Source organism: Phocaeicola plebeius (genome assembly GCF_003437535.1).
Taxonomy (GTDB): Bacteria; Bacteroidota; Bacteroidia; order Bacteroidales; family Bacteroidaceae; genus Phocaeicola; species Phocaeicola plebeius_A.
Genome location: NZ_QSQT01000001.1, coordinates 12,517 through 32,762 on the forward strand (window position 1 = coordinate 12,517; position 20,246 = coordinate 32,762).

Genomic DNA, 20,246 nt, shown 5'->3' on the forward strand with positions numbered 1-20,246 from the left:
AATTCGTACACGCTGTTGTTTTTTAATACGAAGCACTGGCTTTGATACCTGCTTCTTCTACGAGTCTTGCTATGCGGTCTAATTCTTCCTTTGTCGCTTTTTTAAGCTTTTGGTCGGGAGTTTCCCGGTCGATGGTATAAATCATTACCTGGCGGGGATTTATTTGCTTGACTACTTCCAGCCAGGGAAGTACGTATTTATCGGAGGTGTTATCCACATCTTTTCCGTCTTCCGTGGTACCTTTCATGAAAATAGTCTGAATAATCAGGTTCCCTTTGAATGCTTTCAGGCCTTCAATGATGTTTTCCACCTCATAGTGTCCGGTAGGGCGGTCTACTGTCCGGATGTAGTCCATGTCCACGGTATCCAGTTTCAGAATATTGTTGTCCACTTTGTTGAGTGCGGCAAATACTTTCGGGTTGTGGATAAGGGTAGCGTTGCTTAGTACGCTGACTTTGGCATTGGGGAAATATTTGTCGCGCAGGGCCAGTGTATCCTCAATAATCTCTGGAAAATAAGGGTTGGCGGTCGGCTCTCCGTTGCCGGCAAAAGTCAGTACGTCTGGAAAAGGACCGTTTTCTTTCATCTCAGCCAGACGCTTTTCGAGTGCTTCACGTACGGCTTCACGTGTCTGTACCTTTTGTTTGGGGCGGAAATCTTTGTTGTATCCACACTCGCAATAGATGCAGTCGAATGTACAGAATTTACCGTCTCCCGGAAGCAGGTTGATTCCGAGGGATACGCCAAGTCGGCGGCTATGGACGGGGCCGAATATAGGGGCCGGATAAATAATGGTTGACATAAGCGTTACAAATTATCTTCCTCTTACAATTTTTTTGATGTCATTCAGTTTGTTCAGGGCTTCCAGCGGTGTCAGGTTGTTTACATCCAAGTTTAGAATCTCATCCCTTATCTGGCAGAGTACGGGGTCATCCAACTGGAAGAAACTGAGCTGTATTCCGTCGGATGCAGCCTGTTTGCTGGGCTGTCCTTTGGCTGAAATACCTTCCTGTCGGTTTTCCGCTTCCAGCTGGTGCAATATTTCGTCGGCACGTTTGACAATAGACTTCGGCATACCGGCCATCTTGGCTACGTGGATACCAAAGGAGTGTGCACTTCCGCCTCTTTCCAGCTTGCGAAGGAAAATGACTTTGTTGTCCACTTCTTTGACTGATACGTTGTAATTTTTTATGCGTTTGAACTGAGCTTCCATGTCGTTCAGTTCATGGTAGTGCGTTGCAAAAAGGGTACGTGCGCGGGCTTTCTTATGTTCATGAATATGTTCCACGATAGCCCATGCAATGGAAATACCGTCGTAGGTGGAAGTTCCTCTTCCCAATTCATCAAAAAGTACCAGGCTTCTCGGAGAAATGTTGTTGAGGATATTGGCTGCCTCGTTCATTTCGACCATGAACGTAGATTCTCCTACTGAAATGTTGTCGCTGGCACCTACACGGGTAAAGATTTTATCTACAAGGCCAATGTGTGCACTTTCGGCAGGGACAAAGCACCCAATCTGCGCCATCAGGGTGATGAGGGCAGTCTGTCGGAGCAAAGCCGACTTACCGGCCATGTTCGGTCCGGTGATAATAATGATTTGCTGCTCTTCCGTGTCGAGATACACATCGTTGGCGATGTACTTTTCTCCTGGCGGCAATTGTTTCTCAATAACCGGATGACGTCCCTGACGAATGTCAAGCACATCATCATCCACCACATTCGGACGGATGTATTTATTGGCGCGAGCCACGTTGGCAAACGACAGCAGGCAGTCCAGACGTGCTATCTGTGTGGCATTGATCTGGATGGCAGGTATAAATTCGGCCAGTTCACAAACCAGTTCGTTGTATAACTTGGTTTCCAGAATCAGAATCTTGTCTTCTGCTCCCAGAATCTTTTCTTCGTATTCTTTCAGTTCCTGGGTAATATAACGTTCCGCATTGACCAGTGTCTGCTTACGAATCCATTCTGCAGGAACTTTATCCTTGTGGGTGTTACGTACTTCGATATAATATCCGAATACGTTGTTATAGGCAATCTTCAGGCTGGGAATGCCGGTCAGTTCGCTTTCTCTCTGCTGTATTTGCAACAGGTAATCTTTTCCGGAATACGCAATTTTACGAAGCTCATCCAGTTCGGCATTTACTCCGTCGGCAATCACACCTCCTTTGTTGACCAGCAGAGGAGGGTCATTCTGAATTTCTTTGGCTATTTTATCACGAATGGATGCGCAAAGATTGAGTTGCTCACCGATACGGCGCAAGCTCTCGTTATCTGCATTCAGGCAGGCATTTTTGATGGGCTCAATAGCTTGTAAGGCCGTTTTCAGCTGTACGACTTCTCGAGGAGAAATACGTCCCACGGCAGCTTTGGAACAAATACGCTCCAAATCGCCAATCAGATGAAGTTTCTCTTCGACGAATTCCTTGAATTCCGGCTCCCGGAAAAAGAATTCCACCACATCCAGACGTTCGTTGATAGGTTTGATTTCTTTCAACGGGAATACAATCCAGCGTTTCAGCATTCTGGCTCCCATCGGGCTGATGGTGTGGTCGATAATATCCAGCAGGCAGGTACCGCCTTCATTCATGCTGCCTACAAGTTCCAGACTGCGTACCGTAAATTTATCCAGGCGTACGAAGCGGTCCTCTTCAATGCGTGACAAAGAAGTGATGTGTCCAATCTGGTAGTGCTGGGTCATGTCAAGATACTGCAGGATGGCTCCGGAAGCAATGATGCCGTTATGAAGATTTTCCACTCCGAAACCTTTGAGGTTTTTGGTTTCGAAATGCTTCAGTAACTTTTCCTTTGCAGACGTTTCATTGAATACCCAGTCTTCCAGTTCGAACGTAAAGAATTTGCTGCCGAAGTTTCCTTCGAACATGGGTTTCTTTCCGCGTTCAAAAAGCACTTCTTTGGGCGCAAAATTATTCAATAGTTTGTCGATATAGTCAGTAGGTCCTTCGGCGGTAAGAAATTCACCGGTAGAAATATCCAGGAAAGATATACCACAAGCTGTTTTTCCGAAATACACGGCAGCCAGGAAGTTGTTTTCCTTGTAAGAAAGCACATTGTCGTTGATAGCTACTCCCGGTGTGACCAGTTCCGTAATTCCGCGTTTGACAAGCTTTTTAGTTGTCTTCGGATCTTCCAGCTGGTCGCAGATAGCGACTCTTCGTCCTGCACGAATCAGTTTAGGCAGGTAAGTATCGAGTGCATGATGGGGGAACCCCGCCATCTCCACCGTTTTGCTTTGACCGTTGGCACGTTTTGTCAAGGTGATTCCTAAAATCTCAGCAGCTGCTACAGCATCTTCCGAGTAAGTTTCATAAAAGTCGCCACACCTGAATAGCATGATGGCATCCGGGTGTTTTGCTTTCAAGTCGAAATATTGCTTCATCATCGGGGTCAGTACAACCTCATTGTCTTTTGCCACGGTTCAGTCCTTTCTTTTTTAGTTAATGATATTCCTTGCAAAGATACTTTAAAAGGCCGAGATAGGAAAAGATATTTTGAGAGGATAGGATTTTAATTCGGTTTAAAAAATAAAAAAAGGGGAAAGGTGGGAAGAGGAAAAATATTTAGCTTTGCAGAAACTAAATATGAATGGAATATGAAGGAAATTAGTGTGTCTGAATTGCAGGACAATATGTTTGATGCCATTGGCAAAGAGTGGATGCTGGTGACGGCCGGTACGCAGGAAAAGTTTAACATGATGACCGCCAGCTGGGGAGGAACCGGTATTTTATGGGGAAAACCAGTTGCTTTCATCTTTATTCGTCCGGAACGTTATACATACGAGTTTATTGAAGAAGGAGATAAGCTGACCTTGTCTTTTTTAGGAGAAGAGCATAAAGAGGTACATAAAATCTGTGGTTCCAAATCAGGCCGGGATATGGATAAAGTAGCTGCTTCAGGCTTGAAACCTTATGTAATGGAAGATGGAACCATTTCGTACGAACAGGCACGTCTGGTTTTGGTGTGCAAGAAATTATATGCAGACATGATTCAGGAGGATAAGTTTGTGGATAAGCTGTTAATAAACCGTTGGTATGGTGAAGGGCATGGTAATTTACATAAGATGTATATTCTTGAAATACAACATGTTTATGTGAAATAATAGTTTATAAACAGGTTGTGAATAATAAAAAACCGCTTTATGAGAAATTTACTCATAAAGCGGTTTTTATTATTAGAAAAATAAGACTTACTCTTCCGTATCTTCAGGTGTGTCCGAAGCATCTTTTTTACTTGGAAGAATGCCTAAAATCTTCTGTTTCTCTTCCAGGTGACTGGCGTACAGTCCGTCGATGATACCGTCGGCAAGTCCGATTACAGGTACATAAATATGCGTAGCATGAATAATGTCTGCAATGGTCAGGAATATATTGCCAGCCGGAACGATTACGTCAGCCCGGTCGGGTTTGAGCTGGTATTTTTCCATTCGTTCTTCTACAGATAGCTTGTTCAGGCTTTCATGCAGTTTGTGCAGCACTTCCACCGTAATTCGCTGCTTTTTCTTGTCTTTCTTTTCGGCCAGACGATAAAGTTTGTTGATGTTTCCACCCGAACCGATGATGTTCGTACCGGGGTAAGAAATAGCCAGTTCCTGCATATCCTTTTTCAACCGTTCCCATTCAGTTTCCTTTACGGCATTGTTCAGAATACGTACTGTACCGATGTTGTACGAACGGCTGCATACGAGTTCTCCTTGTGAAAGCAAGTTGATTTCGGTACTACCTCCACCTACATCCACATACATATAGTTTCCGTTACGGTCTTCCATGCATTCAATGTGGTTGTTGTATATCATCTTGGCTTCTTCCTGTCCGTCAATGATTTCAATGCGGATTCCCGTTTTCTTTTTGATGCGTTTGATAATATCTTTTCCGTTCTTTGCATCACGCATGGCAGAGGTGGCACATGCACGGTAGTCTTCCACATCGTAGATTTTCATCAGGTGATGGAACACTTTCATCAGACGGAGCATGTTCTTTTCCTTGGTTTCGGAAATTTTTCCTATCGCAAATACGTCAAATCCCAGACGCAGAGGGACACGCAAAAGAAGCACTTTTGAAAAGAAAACCTTTCCTTGTTCGTCTTCTTCTACACATTTGATGAGCAATCTCACTGCATTCGAACCAATATCAATGGCTCCATAGTACGTCTTGCAGTCTTTTAGCATATTGTCCATAATATCACATTTAAGTTATTGTTCATTTTCGGCCAGGTAATAATTGTAGAGTGCTTCCTGCGAGCGGAAAGGAGCTTCTTCCGTTTCTTCACTCCAGAACAGATTGTCGCCTGCACCGTCTACTATACGTCCCTGCAGGGTATCCTTCAGGCCGTATTCTACAATGCGTTTCATTTCTCCCTTGATGGCTGAATCGTAGACCGGAGTAATCACTTCAATGCGGTGATCCAGGTTGCGAGGCATCCAGTCGGCAGAACCTAAGTATATCTTTTCTTCTCCTCCGTTGGCGAAGATGAAAATGCGTGAATGTTCCAGATAGCGGTCGATGATGCCATGAATCCGGATGTGTGTGCTGACATCGGGTACATTGGTAATCAGCGAACAGTTGCCACGTACTACCAGGTCAATATCTACGCCTGCTTCCGAAGCTTCATACAGTTTTTCCACCATAATCGGGTCGGTGATGTGATTGATCTTTATCTTGATGTAAGCAGGTTTTCCGGCTTTCTTGTTCTTTATTTCGTTGTTGATTAGTGTCACAAACTTGTTTTTCATCTCATTAGGTGAAACAAGCAGTTCTTTGAATCGTATCTGAGTGTAAGGACGCTCAATGAATTCGAACACCTGATTTACATCCTTCACGATTTTGGGATAAGCTGTCATCAACATGCAGTCTGTGTACATCTTGGCGTTTCCTTCGTGGAAGTTTCCGGTACTGATACAAGCAATATCCGGTCCACTTTTCATCTCAATGTGTGTAATCTTGGAGTGAACTTTCAAGCCTTCTACACCGAAAATCACCTTGATGCCGGCATCCTGCATTTTCTTTGACCAGTTGATGTTGGATGCTTCATCAAAACGAGCCAGCAATTCAATGACTACGGTTACCTTCTTTCCGTTACGGGCTGCTCCGATAAGGGCCTTTACAACCTTTGATTCCTTTGCCAAACGGTAGAGCGTAATTTTAATGCTGGTTACCTGTTTGCTGACAGCTGCTTCCTGAAGCACACGGATGAAGGAGTCGAAATTATGATAAGGCACATGGATAAAGCGGTCTTTTTCCTGAATCTTTTTCAACAGACTCTCTGGTCCGTCAAGTTCTTTTTTCAGGATAGGAGGCCATTTCGGATATTTCAAGTTGCTGTGTCCACAGTCCGGAAATTTCATTAAGTCCTTGTGGTTCTGGTAACGTCCACTTTCAATTACCGTGTCCAGGCTGTCGAGTTCAAGTTTTTTCAACACCCTTTTCAACAGGTCTTTCGGCATGTTGTTATCATAGATTACACGGAGAGGTTCTCCTTTTTTACGGCTCTTTACCCCTTTTGAAATCTTTTGAAGTGTACCGGTGCGCAAGTCGTTGTCAATTTCCATTTCTGCGTCGCGGGTAAACTTAAAGGCATAGGCTTCGTATTTGTCATATCCCAGTCCTTCGAATACCAGTGGAAGACAGCAGCGGATGACGTCGTCCAGATACATCAGGTAACTTTTGTTTTCATGATCCGGTAGTTGCACAAAACGTCCGCAAATATTTACCGGAAGTTCCAGAAAAGCATAGTCCGCCATCGGCTTGTTGCCGTTCTTGCTTACCTTTACGGCCAGGTAGATATTTTCATCGTTTTCGTAATCCAATAACTTAACGGCTGAGAACCATACGGGCACAATAAGTCCATTCAGCTTTTCTTTATAGAAAGACTGGATGAACTGTAGCTGTTCGGGAGTAACTTCCGAATTGGATACAAGATAGATATTTTCTTTTTTCAGATCCTCTGTCACAGTGCTTACAGCTTCTTCGTAATCCTTTACGTAACGTGCGTTCAGTTTTCCGATTTGCTTAAGCAGTTTTTTGGCTTTTTCTCTTTCCTTGGCAGCCGATTTATCCATGCATTCCGCAATGCGGCTTTGAGAAGCTACTCTGACACGGAAAAACTCATCCAAGTTGTTGGAATAGATGCCAAGAAAGGCCATTCGTTCCAGCAATGGCACATGACTTCGGGTTGCTTCCTGCAGGATTCTGCGGTTAAAGTACATCCAACTGATGTCTCTTTCCAAATAAGGCTTTTCTTTTTTTCTATTTCTTGTTACCATAAAATCACTTTTTTTGCAAAGAAAATGATTTTATGTTACAATATGATTTCAGAACGATTATTTAGATTTTTTTACACAAACTCCTCTACCAGATACATTCCTTGCAGGGTATTTTGCGGAGCAAATCGCTCTATTTCATTCAATATGATGTATTCTGCCGATTTCACCCATTCCACAAACAGACGGTTGGGTTTGTAGTTTTGAGAGAAACGCAGTAAGTTACTCAAGTTAAAATTGTGATCGATGATGCCTGCTCCGTTCTGCATGGCATCGAAAGCATTACACTCTTGTTCAATATGTGCCGGTACCATCAGGATGGGTTTTCCTAAATACATGGCTTCGCATACCGATTCGAATCCTGCCGTGCTGGCGTATGCTTTGCAACCTGCCATCTGGCGAAGAAACTCTATATCGTCAAGCTGGTAGAAAGAAAGCGTGGAATCTATTTTTTTCACAGGTTCTTCTTCCCAGTGGTCCCAGAAAAAGCGGAGAGGAGTATCCGGATGTTTTTTATGCCAGTTCAGAATATTTTCAGAGAATCCCGCATTCAGCATATATCCATGGATGTAATCACCTGGTTTGCTTTCCTGAAGCAGTACATCTTGTCGCAATAAAGGAGGAACCACACTGATGTGCTGATGATTGTCTTCCGGCATGGAGCGGAAGGAGAGGGCCAGTTTTTGTGAGGAACCTAATGCAGTCAGTCGCGTAAAGAAATTCAGGAAAAACAGGCTGCATTTGTTCTTTTTGGGTAATTTGAATTGGTTGTGAAGGAACAGGTACTGATGGCCGATACAGATTTGAGGTACTGCCGGACGGAAAAAGAAATAAGTCAATCCTGTTAATAATTCATAGAAGTTGATGACCAGTTCGGCACCGGTTTCTTTGATATGTCGGTTAATATAGCATATACTTTCTGCATATTCCGGCACTTTTAACAAGTTATATAAGATGCTTCGTGTCAGGTTTACCCGTTTGTTGGCATGGGTAGGCAGGAAATTCGGGCTGATAAACTGTTTGACAGGCGCCTGAATGTTCCGGATAAAAAATCCTGGAAGTCGTCTGGATTCACTTTTTCCGACGAGTACTTCTACCACTTCGTGTCCGTTGCTTCTAAGCAGTTTCTCCATCGAGATGGCTTGCGTGAGGTGTCCTCTTCCTTCTCCCTGAACGATAAATAAGATTTTCATGATGCGATAGGTATTAGCGGTATGACATTGTTTTCTTCAGGCTTCGGAGTCTGCTGTTCCAATTCGGTGTAATAGATTACTTTCCATTCCCCATTTTCATCTTCAGTAAGTGCCGACATGGTTTCTACCCAGTCGCCTGAGTTCAGGTAGTGTATTTCGTCCATCATTCGGTTCTCCGGGTGATGGATATGGCCGCAGATAACTCCTTCGCACTGGCGGTTTCTGGCGAAGTCTACCAATACGTTTTCAAAATCAGAAATATAGGATACGGCAGATTTTACTTTCTGCTTGATGGCCTGTGAAAGTGAATAATAAGGTTTTCCTTTTCTTACGCGATAGCGGTTGTACTGGCTGTTGAGCCACAGCAGGAGCGTATAGCCTATATCTCCCAGTTTGGCCAGCCATTTCATGCTGGTAGTTACCTTATCGAACACGTCGCCATGTGTTACGAAATAATGCTTTCCATTGCTTTCCAGTATGTAATCTTTTGTAATGGTCAGGTTGGCGAATTGAAGGGGAGCAAGATTGTCAAGAAAATCGTCATGATTGCCACGTACATAAATGATTTCCGTACCGTGTTTTTCCATCATTTTCATGATGATTTTAAAAAAGTGCGTGTGTTCCGCTTTCCATTTGCTGATGCCGGATTTCTGCAGATGCCATCCGTCTATGATGTCACCGTTCAGAATCAGTCGTCCGCAGTCTACTCTACTAAGAAAATCACTGATTTGGTTTACTTTCGAATGGGTAGTTCCCAAATGAATGTCCGACACCACAATGGTCCGGTAATAAGGTCTTTCTTTCATGCTTCATGTTTTTCTTAACGCTGTACAAAAGAAGGGAATGTATATTACAAGGGTATGACTGTCAAATGAATAACTTGTTTCAACAGGCGAGGAGACGGAGCAAGAAGAAAGCCATTCCTGCGTCCCACAGAAATGGCTTTTGAGAAATGACTAAATATCGGCAATTTACTTACAATGTGCGTTTTTTCAATATAGTATCAGGCTATATCCTCCATGTAGAAAATAGAATTGAATTCATTGTAGAATTCTTCTGCCGCGGTTTCCAGGTTTTCCAGCGCTTCTTCTTCGGTTTCACCGTATGCAAAGCATTGTTCATGATTGCACAGGTAAGCGTAATATTCACCGTCGGGCGTACATTCTACTACATATTTGTCTGCAACTGTTTCCATAATAATCTCCTTTTTTAAAGTCTGCCCAAAGGTCCGTGTTTTTTATTACAGAAAAGTTGCTATGTAGTTACGTTTACATGAAGTTACGTGTCTGTATTACAAGTTACAAAATAATGAAACGAAGAAAGGTACGCTGAGGTTAATCAGAATACCATGCAGGATGGCCAGCGGAATGGCATCTTTTCCGGAGTATTTGGTGATGGCGGCCAGCAGAATGTCGGAAGAGCCGATGCCTGCCGCCGAGATGGGAGCCAGACGTCCGAAATGTTTCCGGATGAAAGGTGCACCGACCAGTGCGGTCATTTCACGGAAGATATTGGCCAGCAAGGCAATTGTTCCTAATTCCGTGGCTACTTGCAGTCCCATGCTCGGTGTCTTGAGCTGTGTGATGAGGACTGATGAAATGGAATAATACGCAAATCCGCTGCCTACAGCCATGCAGTCGAATACACTCCACTGGCTCAGAATAAAGCCGGCGATGGCAGAGAAAAGAAACGTACCTGATACTGTGGCAATGGGGACGAGCAGCATCTTGAAATTAAATTGCGCGACAAATCCTTTTAAATCTTGATTACCTCCTAAGTTCATTCCTAACAGGAGCATCAATACATAAAGTACTTTTACTGACATTTCATGAATGTCGAATCCGATGGTATAAAAATAGCCGATGAGGCATCCCATCAGGAAAAATATCAGAATCAAAAGACTACCCTTCACGGTTTGCTCCTTTCTTAAAGAAAAAGTGAGACACAAGTAGAGCGGCTACAGAGCTTCCCAACAGACTCAGCATGGAGATGATGGCTGCCTGTTGGCAGAAATAACTCAGGTTGCCAATGATAAGTTTATTTGTTCCGATAGACAGTCCCAAAATAAAAAGTAACAGACAAACTACGATTTGTATAAGTACGGGTATCTTATGAATGCTTTGTTTACGGCGCAAAGGATAGCCTATAAGGACTCCTACAGCCATTATAGAAATAAAAGTGAACATGAAAAATTGTTGATTATAAAATGAAACATAGAAAGTTTTTCTCTCGCCAGGAACCCTTTCTAAGGCACGTTTGTAAAGTTAAATGACCGGATAGACCAGATAATTTTCATACTATACTTTCAAATTATAAGTTTTTGTGTGGGTGAAATCGTGCGCGAAGGTACGACTTTTCCCTGAAAGTCAGAAATTTTATGCAATAAAAAACTTTATGTATGATAAATAGCTAATATTATACGTGTTATTGTTTTAAATTATTGCTTTTTGTATGGTTTTAAATTGGTAGAAATAAGAATGAAAGTATAATTATATATGCCTTATTCTGATTGAGAACCTAGAAAAATCTCTATTTTACTATTAAAGTCGTTTCTTCTTCTGTTAAATTGAAACCAAACTAAGGAAAGTAGGATATAAAGTGCTTTTGTGTGAAATCTATGTTCCTGAGTTGAAAACATGAAGGTGATAGATATTATATGAAAATCACTTACATCTTTTATCTGCTGTATTATTTCAGATGTATGCGAAGATCTTGTTTGTATCAAATTATAATAAAATCAGGATATTAAGATGGATTTTGTTTGTTTTTTTATATTAAATAACTAAATTTGTTTTTAGTGATTTTCATTTTCTTATCTATTATTTTAAATCGTATTACAGATGGAAACAAAGCAGAAATTTTTGCAGTTACAATTTTGTACGCTGCTTGTAGTGTGTACGTTATTGCCCGATTTGGGGTCATTAGTGGGGTCATTAATTGGTATGCCAGACTTTGACATTCCGGTGTTCTGTTGCCAAATTATTGGAATTGTGGGAGGTGGATTAGCACTTTATTCGTTTTATAAGACATTGGGGAAAGAATTACCTGTACCTTTCCTGGGGCTTGCAGGTGGTGGACTTTTTATTGCTTTACTGACTTTGATTCCTAATACACCTATGTGGCTGGATTATGTGAGTCTGATAGCTTTATTGATAGCTGTATTTATGGCTAAAGGAAGTCTTGGTATTCAATGGAATAATCAGGGAAGTCAAGGGGCTTATTTTATCTTGTTAGCTATTTTGCTGCACGTGTATGACAGTATTGGAGATAATACATTGACAGCTATAGCTGCTTTGTTAGGATTGATTCTTTATCTGGTAGGACTGGGTAAGTTAAAAGCAAATCTTGATGCAGATGGAGCTAAGGGAGCTTCTCGTTTGAAAATTGCTGTAATCTTAGGAATTGTAGCTGTGGTATTTGGTTGGATTCCATTATTGGGAGGCATTATTGCCGGCATTTTGCTGATAATTGGTTTCATTTTCGAGTTCTTAGGATACGGCTCAATGAAACAGTCGGCTTCATTAGGAGCAGATGGTCAGAAAGGAGCTGGTTATTTGCGTAACAGTATGATTGTTTTATTGGTGGGAGCTTTTATTGACCTGTTTCCTTTAACAGGACTTATAGTGGGACTTATTTCATTGGTAGCACTTTGGCTTGTATTTAAAGGCTGGAATCTTATCCTTTTAGGAATGGAGGTTGAAAAGGAAGCTGAAATTGAAAATTGATAAATATTTAGATAGAAAAAGAAAAGCCCTAAGAGATTCTCTTAGGGCTTTTCTTTGATTGGTTGTTGGACTACCAGGATTCGAACCTGGACAAACAGAACCAAAACCTGTTGTGCTACCATTACACCATAGTCCAAACTTCTTGGTGTTTTCCTCAGAAAACGCTGCAAAGATAAGCGTTTTTATGAATACCTTCCAAATAATTTCTGACTTTTTTTCTGTTTCTGACGGGAATCCTTACCTTTGTTTGCAAAACAACTTAGCTTATGATGAAAAAAACATTGTGCACATTGTTGCTGGGGACTACTTTTGCACATGCTATGGCGGTTACTCCGCTATGGATGCGTGATGTACGTATTTCTCCAGACGGAAAAGAAATTGTATTTTGTTATAAGGGCGACATTTACAAAGTGTCTGCCAAGGGTGGAGAAGCAGTACAGCTGACTACACAAGATTCGTATGAGTCGTCACCGGTGTGGTCGCCTGACGGTAAACAGATTGCTTTTGCCAGCGATCGTTTTGGAAATACAGATGTGTTTGTTATGCCGGCTAATGGAGGTTCTGCCCGCAGACTGACTACGAATTCTGCTTCGGAAATTCCTTCTGCGTTTACACCGGACGGAAAGTTTATTGTATTTTCTGCAAGCATTCAGGACCCTGCCAGCAGTGCATTGTTCCCGACTTCTGCCATGACAGAACTGTATAAGGTTCCTGCCGAGGGTGGAAAAACGGAACAAATTCTGGGTACTCCTGCCGAAATGGTTTGTTTCAATGCGGCAGGCGATAAGTTCCTGTATCAGGACCGGAAAGGATTTGAAGATGAATGGCGTAAACATCATACTTCTTCTATCACACGTGATGTATGGATGTACGACAGGGCATCGGGCAAGCATACCAATCTGACCAAGCGGGCAGGAGAGGACCGTAATCCGGTGCTTTCGTCGGATGGCAAGGAGGTTTTCTTCTTGAGTGAACGCAACAAAGGCTCGTTTAACGTCTATTCTTTCCCGCTGGATAATCCGGAACAGGTAAAACCGCTGACTTCATTCTCTACACATCCGGTGCGCTTCCTTTCTTTGGGAGGTGACGGTACGCTGTGCTATACCTATAATGGAGAAATTTATACGCAGAAACAAGGCGGAAAGCCAAGTAAGGTGAATGTGTCACTGACACGGGATGACCAGGAAATTCCGGTTACATTGAGCTATACTCGGGGGGCATCGGAAGCGGTAGCTTCGCCCGACGGTAAGCAGGTGGCTTTCATTGTACGTGGAGAGGTGTTCGTGACTTCTGTGGAATATGGTACTACCAAACAGATTACGCACACACCTGAAGCAGAAGAAGGACTTTCTTTCGGGGCAGACAACCGTACACTGGTATATGCCAGCGAACGCGATGGGAACTGGCAGCTTTATAAGGCGGAAATTGAACGGAAAGAGGATTTGAATTTCCCGAATGCGACATTGATAAAAGAAGAAGTACTGTTGCCTTCGAAGACTGTGGAACGGATGTATCCTAAGTTCTCACCCGATGGCAAGGAAGTGGCTTTTATTGAGGACCGTATCCGCCTGAAAGTGCTGAATTTGGAAACAAATAAGGTACGTCAGATTACCGATGGAAGCACATGGTATGAATTGAGTGGAGGGTTTAATTATGCCTGGTCGCCCGACGGCAAATGGTTTACACTAGAATTTATTGGAAACAAGCATGATCCTTACACGGACATTGCCTTGGTCAGTGCAGACGGAAAGGGAGAGTTAGTCAACCTGACGAACAGTGGTTATACAAGCAGTTCTCCGAAGTGGACAATGGACGGTAATGCCATTTTGTTTACTACAGAGCGTTACGGTATGCGAAATCACGCTTCATGGGGTTCACTGGACGATGTGATGATGGTTTTTGTCAATCAGGATGCCTACGACAAGTTCCGCATGAGCAAGGAGGATTATGAACTCCAGAAGGAACTGGAAAAAGAACAGGAAAAAGCTGCGGACAAGAAAGACGGAAAGAAAGAAGATAAAAAAGAAGATAAGAAAGAGGAAGCCGACAAAGTGAAAGACATCGTGGTGGAACTGGAGGGCATTCAGGACCGCATCGTACGTCTGACTCCGAATTCATCGAGCATCGCTTCGGCCATTCTTTCAAAGGATGGAGAAAGTTTGTATTATCTGTCGGCTTTTGAGCGTGGATTTGATATGTGGAAGATGGATTTGCGCAAACGGGAAATCAAATTGTTACACAAGATGGGTTCCGGCTGGGCCGATATGGAAATGGATAAGGAAGGAAAAAATCTTTTCGTATTAGGTTCAGGCTCCATGCAGAAAATGGATTTGGGCGGTGAGAAGTTGAAGCCTATTTCTTATCGTGCAGAAATGAAGATGGATTTGGCTGCCGAACGTGCTTATATGTATGATAATATGTGCCGTGAGGAACAGAAGCGTTTTTATGAGGTGAATATGCACGGGGTAGACTGGAAGGCTATGACCGCTAATTATCGTCGTTTCCTGCCGCATATCAATAATAAGTATGATTATGCGGAAATGCTGAGTGAATTGCTGGGTGAACTGAACGTATCGCATACAGGTGGCCGTTATCGTCCGGGAGCAAAAGAAGCAACTGCCAGCTTGGGATTGCTTTATGACTGGAATTATACCGGAAAAGGCATGAAAGTGGACGAAGTGGTGGAAAAAGGTCCGTTCGACCGGAAAACGACACGGGTAAAACCGGGTGTGGTGATTGAAAAGATTGACGGTCAGCCGGTAGATGCCGATTTCTCTGCTTTGCTGAACGGAAAGGCAGGCAAGAAGATATTGGTTTCATTCTACGATGCACAATCAAAAGAACGCTGGGATGAGGTGGTGAAGCCTATCAGCGGGGGAACGCTGAGCAGTCTGCTGTATGAACGTTGGGTAAAACAGCGTGCGGCAGATGTGGATAAATGGTCAAATGGCCGTTTGGGCTATGTACATATCGAATCAATGGACGACGGCAGCTTCCGTACGGTATATTCCGATATTTTGGGTAAATACAACAACCGCGAAGGTATTGTGATTGATACCCGTTTCAACGGAGGAGGTCGTTTGCATGAAGATATTGAAGTGCTGTTCAGTGGTCAGAAGTATTTGACACAGGTGATTCGTGGTCGTGAAGCATGCGACATGCCGAGCCGTCGCTGGAACAAGCCTTCTATCATGGTACAGTGCGAAGCCAATTATTCCAATGCACACGGCACACCGTGGGTGTATAAACATCGCCAGATGGGTAAGCTGGTAGGTGCTCCGGTACCTGGAACCATGACCAGCGTAAACTGGGTACGGATGCAAGACCCGGATTTGATTTACGGTATTCCTGTGATTGGTTATCGTCTGCCGGACGGAAGCTACCTGGAAAACAAAGAGCTGGAGCCGGATGTATATGTGTTGAACGCGCCTGAAACAGTAGTGAAAGGAGAGGATACACAGTTGAAGGCTGCGGTAGATGAACTGCTTAAAGAGCTGGATGCAAAGAAATAAGTGCTGAAATATCCGGAAGGATTGCTTTCCGGACATATCCTAAAGTACCGGTTGATTCACAAGGAGTCAGCCGGTATTTTTTTGCTCTCAGGCTTTATTTTCTGAGGTGATTTCCATCTCCTGCCAGTACTTCTTTGGCAGTACTCCAGTACTTCCTTGAAAGTACTAAAGTACTGCTTAGGGAGTACTGCAGTACTGGCCTGAAAGTACTGGCAACTTGACCCTTGCTGTTGGATAAAGGGTTATGGACGGAACTGTAAGACATAAGAAAGGCTGCCCCAAATTGAATTGAGACAGCCTTCCGGTATTTTTTCTAAAAGAATTTACTTGGCAATTACCAGATAATAGTTTTTCTTTCCGCGCTGTACGAGCAGGTATTTTTCATCCAGCAAGTCGGCTGTGGTAATTTCCTGGTCAAATGCAGCCAGTTTTTCTTTGTTCAAAGAAACGCCGCCGCCCTGAACCAGCTTACGCATCTCACCTTTTGATGGGAAGATAGCAGCCTTTTCAGTGAATAAATCTACCGCTTTGATACCGGCTTCAATATCCGATTTGGCTACTTCAAACTGAGGAACGCCTTCGAATACAGAAAGCAGGGTATCTTCATCCAGTTTCTTCAATGCTTCAGAAGTAGCGTTTCCAAACAGGATGCCAGAAGCTTCTACAGCAGCGTTGTAGTCAGCTTCAGAGTGAACCATGATAGTTACTTCCTTAGCCAGACGTTTCTGGAGTACACGCAAGTGAGGAGCCTGTTCGTGTTCTGCAATCAGGCCTTCTATTTCTTCTTTGCTCAGTGAAGTGAATATCTTGATATAACGCTTAGCGTCTTCGTCGCTTACATTCAGCCAGAATTGATAGAACTTGTAAGGAGAGGTATATCGTGCGTCCAGCCAGATATTTCCTGATTCTGTCTTACCAAATTTACCACCGTCGGCCTTTGTAATCAGCGGACAAGTCAGGGCAAATACTTCACCTCCGTTGGTACGGCGGATTAATTCTGCTCCCGTGGTGATGTTTCCCCACTGGTCAGAACCACCCAGCTGAAGCTTACAGTTTTTGGTTTCATACAGATGCAGGAAATCGTATCCTTGTAACAGCTGATAAGTAAATTCAGTGAATGAAAGACCGTCGCGTGCTTCTCCGTTCAGACGTTTCTGAACTGATTCCTTTGCCATCATGTAGTTCACGGTGATGTGTTTTCCTACGGTGCGGGCAAAATCCAGGAAAGAGAAGTCTTTCATCCAGTCGTAGTTGTTTACCAGTTCTGCACGGTTAGGGGCATCCGATTCGAAATCGAGGAATTTGCCCAACTGCTTCTTGATACACTCCTGATTGTGGCGCAGTGTTTCCTCATCCAGCAAGTTACGTTCCTGTGACTTACCTGAAGGGTCTCCAATCATACCGGTTGCACCTCCTACCAGAGCCAGCGGTTTGTGGCCGCAACGCTGGAAATGACGCAACATCATCACGCCACACAAGTGGCCGATATGCAACGAGTCAGCTGTAGGGTCAATACCCAGGTAAGCTGTCACCATTTCCTTCTCCAGCAATTCTTCTGTGCCCGGCATCATGGTATGTACCATTCCACGCCATCTTAGTTCATCTACAAAATTCATCGAATGAAATTCTTAGTTTAACATATTTATTTAATAATACAGAAGCAAAAGTACGACACTTTATCTGAATAACCAATTTTTAGCGATTAAAAAAGAGACGGTTAGCATTTTCTTTGATATTTTCAACCAAGCTGTCAAAAGAGGTTCCGCGTAGTGAGGCTACTTGACGATAGAAGCTCGGAAAGTCTGTGTCTGCTTCATCGCTTTCCAATAATAATCTGTCTGCAGGGACGATGGACAATGCTTTTTCCTGGTATTTTTTTCCGAAAGAGAGATAAAATCCGTGTCGTATCAGGTCGGTGGCAAGTTCTTTTTTACCTCGGAAACCATGGATAATCCAGGCTTGTGCGGGGTGATATTTCTTGTGCAAGGCAAACAGCTCTTCAGTGGCTTTTACGGAATGTATCACTAAGGGGAGATGATATGTCTCTGATAACTCTATCGCTTTCCTGAAAGCTTGTATTTGCAAGTCGAAAGGGGTATCGCATACTTTGTCCAGCCCGGCTTCTCCCAGTGCGACTATTCGCGAATCACTTTGGATAGTCTGTACCAGCCAATCTATTTGTGACTGAATGTTTTCTTCCGTGAGATACCACGGATGCAGGCTGACGGAGATAAATGGAGCTTGCAGGTAAGAAGAAGCCGTTTTCTCGTCCATGCGGCAGCTCACGATGGCAGTGGTCTGTGGTTGGGGCAAATGATGTGTGTGTGCGTCGAAAAAGAGAGTGTCAATCATGTGAAAACAGGCTTTTAAGGAACCGGATCATATCCCGAACCTCCCCAAGGGTGGCAACGAAGAATGCGTCGTATGGCTAAGTAAAGCCCTTTGAAAGGTCCGTGCTTTTGTATCGCTTCTATGGCATATTGAGAGCAAGTCGGAGTGAATCGACAGGAGGGAGGCGTAAAGGGTGAAATGCAGTTCCGGTAAAAATAAATGGGAAGCAGGAGCAGAAAAGAAAGTAGCTTTTTCATGCCAGACGTTCTGCGGTAAGTTGCAACAGTTTAACCACCTTAGCTTCCACATCGGCCGATTCATGCAACTCATTGTCGAGCCAGATAAAGGCAATGGCAATTTTCCGTCCTGAGTCTTTTAACGCATCCAGCAGGATGTGTTTGTTTTTACGGTAGGCCTCACGTACCTGACGTTTTACACGATTGCGTTTGACGGCCCGCTTGAATCTTTTTTTGGGTACGCTAATCAGGATAGTGGCTGCAGGTAGATTCTCTCCCTCTACCGGCATGTATACGATACGCAACGGAAAAGCAGGTAGTGATTTGCTGCCTCCTGTAAACAGTCTTTCAATCAGAATCCGGCTGTTCAGTCGTTCTACTTTCGGTAGGGTTAATTTTAGAGAATCGGTCATAGAGGGGTATATAATGAAACAAAGCGAAGTAATGAGAAAATGGATTGCTTCGCTTTGTTTGTCAGAATTATTTTTTATTTGTTGTGTTCGCGGATAAACATATCCAACGCTGCCGGCATGGAAGGAGCTGCACTTGAAGGAGCTTCCAAATCAAGACGCAAGCCTGCATCTTTTACGGCTTTAGCAGTAGTCGGTCCGAAGCTTCCGATAGCAATGTCTTTCTGTTCGAAATTCGGGAAGTTCTTCATCAGCGACTGAATACCTGCCGGACTGAAGAATATCAGCATGTCGTAGTTGAATTCTTCTTCTGGAGTGAAATCGTTGCTGACAGTACGGTACATTACAGCTTCCGTGTGCTGGATGTGGTTCTTGTCGAGCAAGTCTTTTACTTCGTCATTGTGTACATCCGACATCGGAATAAAGTATTTTTCCGTATTATGCTTGATAATTTGCGGAAGCAGGTCAGCAAACTTTCCAGTAGCACCGAAGAATACTTTACGCTTACGGTATTGAACGTATTTCTGAATATACAGAGCGATAGTTTCCGAAGTACAGAAATATTTCATTGTTTCCGGAATTGTTACGCGCAACTCTGCACACAGGCTAAAGAAGTGATCGATAGCATGGCGTGAAGTAAACACAACGGCTGTATGATCTAAGATAGAAACCTTCTGCTGTCTGAATTCTTTAGCTGACAAACTTTCTACTTTAATAAACGGGCGAAAATCTATCTTCACTCCGTACTTCTCAGCAATGTCAAAATAAGGGGACTTTTCAGTCGTTGGTTTAGGCTGAGAAACGAGGACTTTCTTTATTTTCAACGTTACTAGAATTTTAAAATAAAAATGTTATTTATATATATCAATCCTTTCCAGAGGAAAAGTAAGGGTATGATTTCGAGGGTGCAAAAGTACAGAATTAAATGTAAAATGCCATGAAAATGATTAAAAAAGTTCCTAATACACTTATAAAATAACAATATTTTGAAAGATATTACTGCTGTGAGTACGAAGGTTTTAGAAAAGTGAAAGTCTAAATTGAAATAAACGACGAGCAGTGACAAAGGAAATAAGACAAGGGAAATACCGGAGAGCAGATCAAAATAGGCAGAAATCCAGGCTTTATTTTTTTCTTTGTCAAAGAAAATCCAGTTGATAAATTGATATAAAAGGGCTTTTCCTGTCACTGTCAATAGTACGCAGAATATGTAGATAAATAGAATGGCATAGTGCGAAACTATTTGGAACAGAAATGGGTCGGTTTTAGAGAAAAAATCATATACAAATAATCCGGCGGATATGCAGCTTATACTTCCTAAGCTCAGGGTGTAGCGGATGTTGAAATTAGAAGTGTCGTCAAAAAGCCCCGCTCTTTCTTTGTGGCGGAAAAAACTTTTGATATGTTGATAGAGGTATTTTTTCCCGTTTTTCAGGGCGTATACGGCCAGGAAAAAGCAAAGAAATACAATTCCGGTAACCGCAAAGTCATTTCGTAACTGATAAGGAATGGGTTCTCCTGCCATACCGTTTGTACACGGTGTTTCCTTACAATGCTGCAGTG

General features: G+C 43.1%; 18 protein-coding genes and 1 tRNA gene. 3 read left to right on the forward strand and 16 right to left on the reverse strand.

Annotated features, from left to right (window positions below; translation table 11 throughout):
- Nucleotides 1–22: 22 nt before the first annotated feature.
- Both DXD04_RS00065 and mutS read right to left on the reverse strand, forming a co-directional pair.
- Entirely contained in the window at nucleotides 23–802 is a 780-nt protein-coding gene (locus DXD04_RS00065) for a radical SAM protein (RefSeq protein ID WP_007559624.1), read from the reverse strand.
- Nucleotides 803–814: 12 nt separating this feature from the next.
- Nucleotides 815–3,403, reverse strand: coding sequence for a DNA mismatch repair protein MutS (gene mutS, locus DXD04_RS00070; RefSeq protein ID WP_117670187.1), 2,589 nt, complete (start codon nucleotides 3,401–3,403; stop codon nucleotides 815–817).
- Nucleotides 3,404–3,613: 210 nt separating this feature from the next.
- Between mutS and DXD04_RS00075 the strand changes: the two genes are divergently transcribed.
- The gene (locus DXD04_RS00075) at nucleotides 3,614–4,120 is read left to right on the forward strand and encodes a flavin reductase family protein (protein WP_117669905.1); all 507 of its coding nucleotides are present in this window, start codon (nucleotides 3,614–3,616) and stop codon (nucleotides 4,118–4,120) included.
- An 87-nt stretch (nucleotides 4,121–4,207) separates the two neighbouring features.
- On the opposite strand, the gene DXD04_RS00080 is transcribed toward DXD04_RS00075, so the two are convergent.
- The 7 genes from DXD04_RS00080 to DXD04_RS00110 all read right to left on the reverse strand — a co-directional run bounded on the left by DXD04_RS00080 (nucleotide 4,208) and on the right by DXD04_RS00110 (nucleotide 10,655).
- Nucleotides 4,208–5,194, reverse strand: coding sequence for a Ppx/GppA phosphatase family protein (locus DXD04_RS00080; RefSeq protein ID WP_117669907.1), 987 nt, complete (start codon nucleotides 5,192–5,194; stop codon nucleotides 4,208–4,210).
- A gap of 15 nt (nucleotides 5,195–5,209) precedes the next feature.
- A complete protein-coding gene (locus DXD04_RS00085; protein WP_117669909.1) occupies nucleotides 5,210–7,279 on the reverse strand; it encodes an RNA degradosome polyphosphate kinase in 2,070 nt (689 codons plus the stop codon).
- A 71-nt stretch (nucleotides 7,280–7,350) separates the two neighbouring features.
- Nucleotides 7,351–8,469, reverse strand: a complete 1,119-nt coding sequence (locus tag DXD04_RS00090; RefSeq protein ID WP_117669911.1) for a glycosyltransferase family protein — start codon at nucleotides 8,467–8,469, stop codon at nucleotides 7,351–7,353.
- Nucleotides 8,466–9,275, reverse strand: a complete 810-nt coding sequence (locus DXD04_RS00095) for a UDP-2,3-diacylglucosamine diphosphatase (protein ID WP_117669913.1) — start codon at nucleotides 9,273–9,275, stop codon at nucleotides 8,466–8,468. Before DXD04_RS00095 ends, DXD04_RS00090 begins: the two co-directional genes overlap by 4 nt.
- Before the next feature lie 197 nt (nucleotides 9,276–9,472).
- Nucleotides 9,473–9,664, reverse strand: a complete 192-nt coding sequence (locus DXD04_RS00100; RefSeq protein ID WP_007559609.1) for a type II toxin-antitoxin system HicB family antitoxin — start codon at nucleotides 9,662–9,664, stop codon at nucleotides 9,473–9,475.
- 96 nt (nucleotides 9,665–9,760) lie between these two features.
- Entirely contained in the window at nucleotides 9,761–10,381 is a 621-nt protein-coding gene (locus DXD04_RS00105; protein ID WP_117669915.1) for a LysO family transporter, read from the reverse strand.
- Nucleotides 10,371–10,655 carry a LysO family transporter gene (locus DXD04_RS00110; protein ID WP_007559604.1) on the reverse strand — a complete coding sequence of 95 codons (285 nt, stop codon included), beginning with the start codon at nucleotides 10,653–10,655 and terminating at the stop codon, nucleotides 10,371–10,373. Before DXD04_RS00110 ends, DXD04_RS00105 begins: the two co-directional genes overlap by 11 nt.
- Before the next feature lie 675 nt (nucleotides 10,656–11,330).
- On the opposite strand from DXD04_RS00110, the gene DXD04_RS00115 reads away from it, so the two are divergent.
- Complete coding sequence (locus tag DXD04_RS00115; RefSeq protein ID WP_259299486.1) at nucleotides 11,331–12,194, forward strand: hypothetical protein; 864 nt, start codon at nucleotides 11,331–11,333, stop codon at nucleotides 12,192–12,194.
- 65 nt (nucleotides 12,195–12,259) lie between these two features.
- Here DXD04_RS00115 and DXD04_RS00120 read toward each other — a convergent pair.
- A tRNA-Gln gene (locus tag DXD04_RS00120) sits at nucleotides 12,260–12,330 on the reverse strand.
- A gap of 133 nt (nucleotides 12,331–12,463) precedes the next feature.
- Between DXD04_RS00120 and DXD04_RS00125 the strand changes: the two genes are divergently transcribed.
- Nucleotides 12,464–15,706 (forward strand): S41 family peptidase, encoded by a 3,243-nt coding sequence (locus DXD04_RS00125; protein ID WP_117670189.1) that lies wholly within the window; start codon nucleotides 12,464–12,466, stop codon nucleotides 15,704–15,706.
- Nucleotides 15,707–16,029: 323 nt separating this feature from the next.
- Here the strand turns inward: DXD04_RS00125 and tyrS are convergent, their stop codons facing one another.
- The 6 genes from tyrS to DXD04_RS00155 form a co-directional block, all read right to left on the reverse strand.
- Entirely contained in the window at nucleotides 16,030–17,322 is a 1,293-nt protein-coding gene (tyrS, locus tag DXD04_RS00130; protein WP_007559600.1) for a tyrosine--tRNA ligase, read from the reverse strand.
- 79 nt (nucleotides 17,323–17,401) lie between these two features.
- A complete protein-coding gene (locus DXD04_RS00135) occupies nucleotides 17,402–18,058 on the reverse strand; it encodes a TatD family hydrolase (RefSeq protein ID WP_117669919.1) in 657 nt (218 codons plus the stop codon).
- Nucleotides 18,059–18,072: 14 nt separating this feature from the next.
- Nucleotides 18,073–18,294: a membrane protein insertion efficiency factor YidD gene (gene yidD / locus DXD04_RS00140; RefSeq protein WP_117669921.1), complete on the reverse strand. Its 222-nt coding sequence runs from the start codon at nucleotides 18,292–18,294 to the stop codon at nucleotides 18,073–18,075.
- Nucleotides 18,291–18,686, reverse strand: a complete 396-nt coding sequence (rnpA, locus tag DXD04_RS00145) for a ribonuclease P protein component (protein WP_117669923.1) — start codon at nucleotides 18,684–18,686, stop codon at nucleotides 18,291–18,293. The genes yidD and rnpA overlap by 4 nt, the downstream gene beginning before the upstream one ends.
- Before the next feature lie 74 nt (nucleotides 18,687–18,760).
- A complete protein-coding gene (locus DXD04_RS00150) occupies nucleotides 18,761–19,507 on the reverse strand; it encodes a uroporphyrinogen-III synthase (protein WP_117669925.1) in 747 nt (248 codons plus the stop codon).
- Nucleotides 19,508–19,512: 5 nt separating this feature from the next.
- Entirely contained in the window at nucleotides 19,513–20,208 is a 696-nt protein-coding gene (locus DXD04_RS00155) for a DUF4271 domain-containing protein (RefSeq protein ID WP_259295948.1), read from the reverse strand.
- Between the last annotated feature and the right edge of the window lie 38 nt (nucleotides 20,209–20,246).

Bases quoted from the DNA above. Each gene is read 5' to 3' on its own strand.
- DXD04_RS00100 (WP_007559609.1), bottom strand. From the start codon at position 9,664: ATGGAAACAGTTGCAGACAAATATGTAGTAGAATGTACGCCCGACGGT.
- DXD04_RS00095 (WP_117669913.1), bottom strand. From the start codon at position 9,275: ATGAAAGAAAGACCTTATTACCGGACCATTGTGGTGTCGGACATTCAT.
- DXD04_RS00155 (WP_259295948.1), bottom strand. From the start codon at position 20,208: ATGGCAGGAGAACCCATTCCTTATCAGTTACGAAATGACTTTGCGGTT.
- DXD04_RS00065 (WP_007559624.1), bottom strand. From the start codon at position 802: ATGTCAACCATTATTTATCCGGCCCCTATATTCGGCCCCGTCCATAGC.
- DXD04_RS00090 (WP_117669911.1), bottom strand. From the start codon at position 8,469: ATGAAAATCTTATTTATCGTTCAGGGAGAAGGAAGAGGACACCTCACG.
- yidD (WP_117669921.1), bottom strand. From the start codon at position 18,294: ATGAAAAAGCTACTTTCTTTTCTGCTCCTGCTTCCCATTTATTTTTAC.
- DXD04_RS00125 (WP_117670189.1), top strand. From the start codon at position 12,464: ATGAAAAAAACATTGTGCACATTGTTGCTGGGGACTACTTTTGCACAT.
- DXD04_RS00080 (WP_117669907.1), bottom strand. From the start codon at position 5,194: ATGGACAATATGCTAAAAGACTGCAAGACGTACTATGGAGCCATTGAT.
- mutS (WP_117670187.1), bottom strand. From the start codon at position 3,403: ATGATGAAGCAATATTTCGACTTGAAAGCAAAACACCCGGATGCCATC.
- tyrS (WP_007559600.1), bottom strand. From the start codon at position 17,322: ATGAATTTTGTAGATGAACTAAGATGGCGTGGAATGGTACATACCATG.
- rnpA (WP_117669923.1), bottom strand. From the start codon at position 18,686: ATGACCGATTCTCTAAAATTAACCCTACCGAAAGTAGAACGACTGAAC.
- DXD04_RS00075 (WP_117669905.1), top strand. From the start codon at position 3,614: ATGAAGGAAATTAGTGTGTCTGAATTGCAGGACAATATGTTTGATGCC.
- DXD04_RS00085 (WP_117669909.1), bottom strand. From the start codon at position 7,279: ATGGTAACAAGAAATAGAAAAAAAGAAAAGCCTTATTTGGAAAGAGAC.
- DXD04_RS00110 (WP_007559604.1), bottom strand. From the start codon at position 10,655: ATGTTCACTTTTATTTCTATAATGGCTGTAGGAGTCCTTATAGGCTAT.
- DXD04_RS00135 (WP_117669919.1), bottom strand. From the start codon at position 18,058: ATGATTGACACTCTCTTTTTCGACGCACACACACATCATTTGCCCCAA.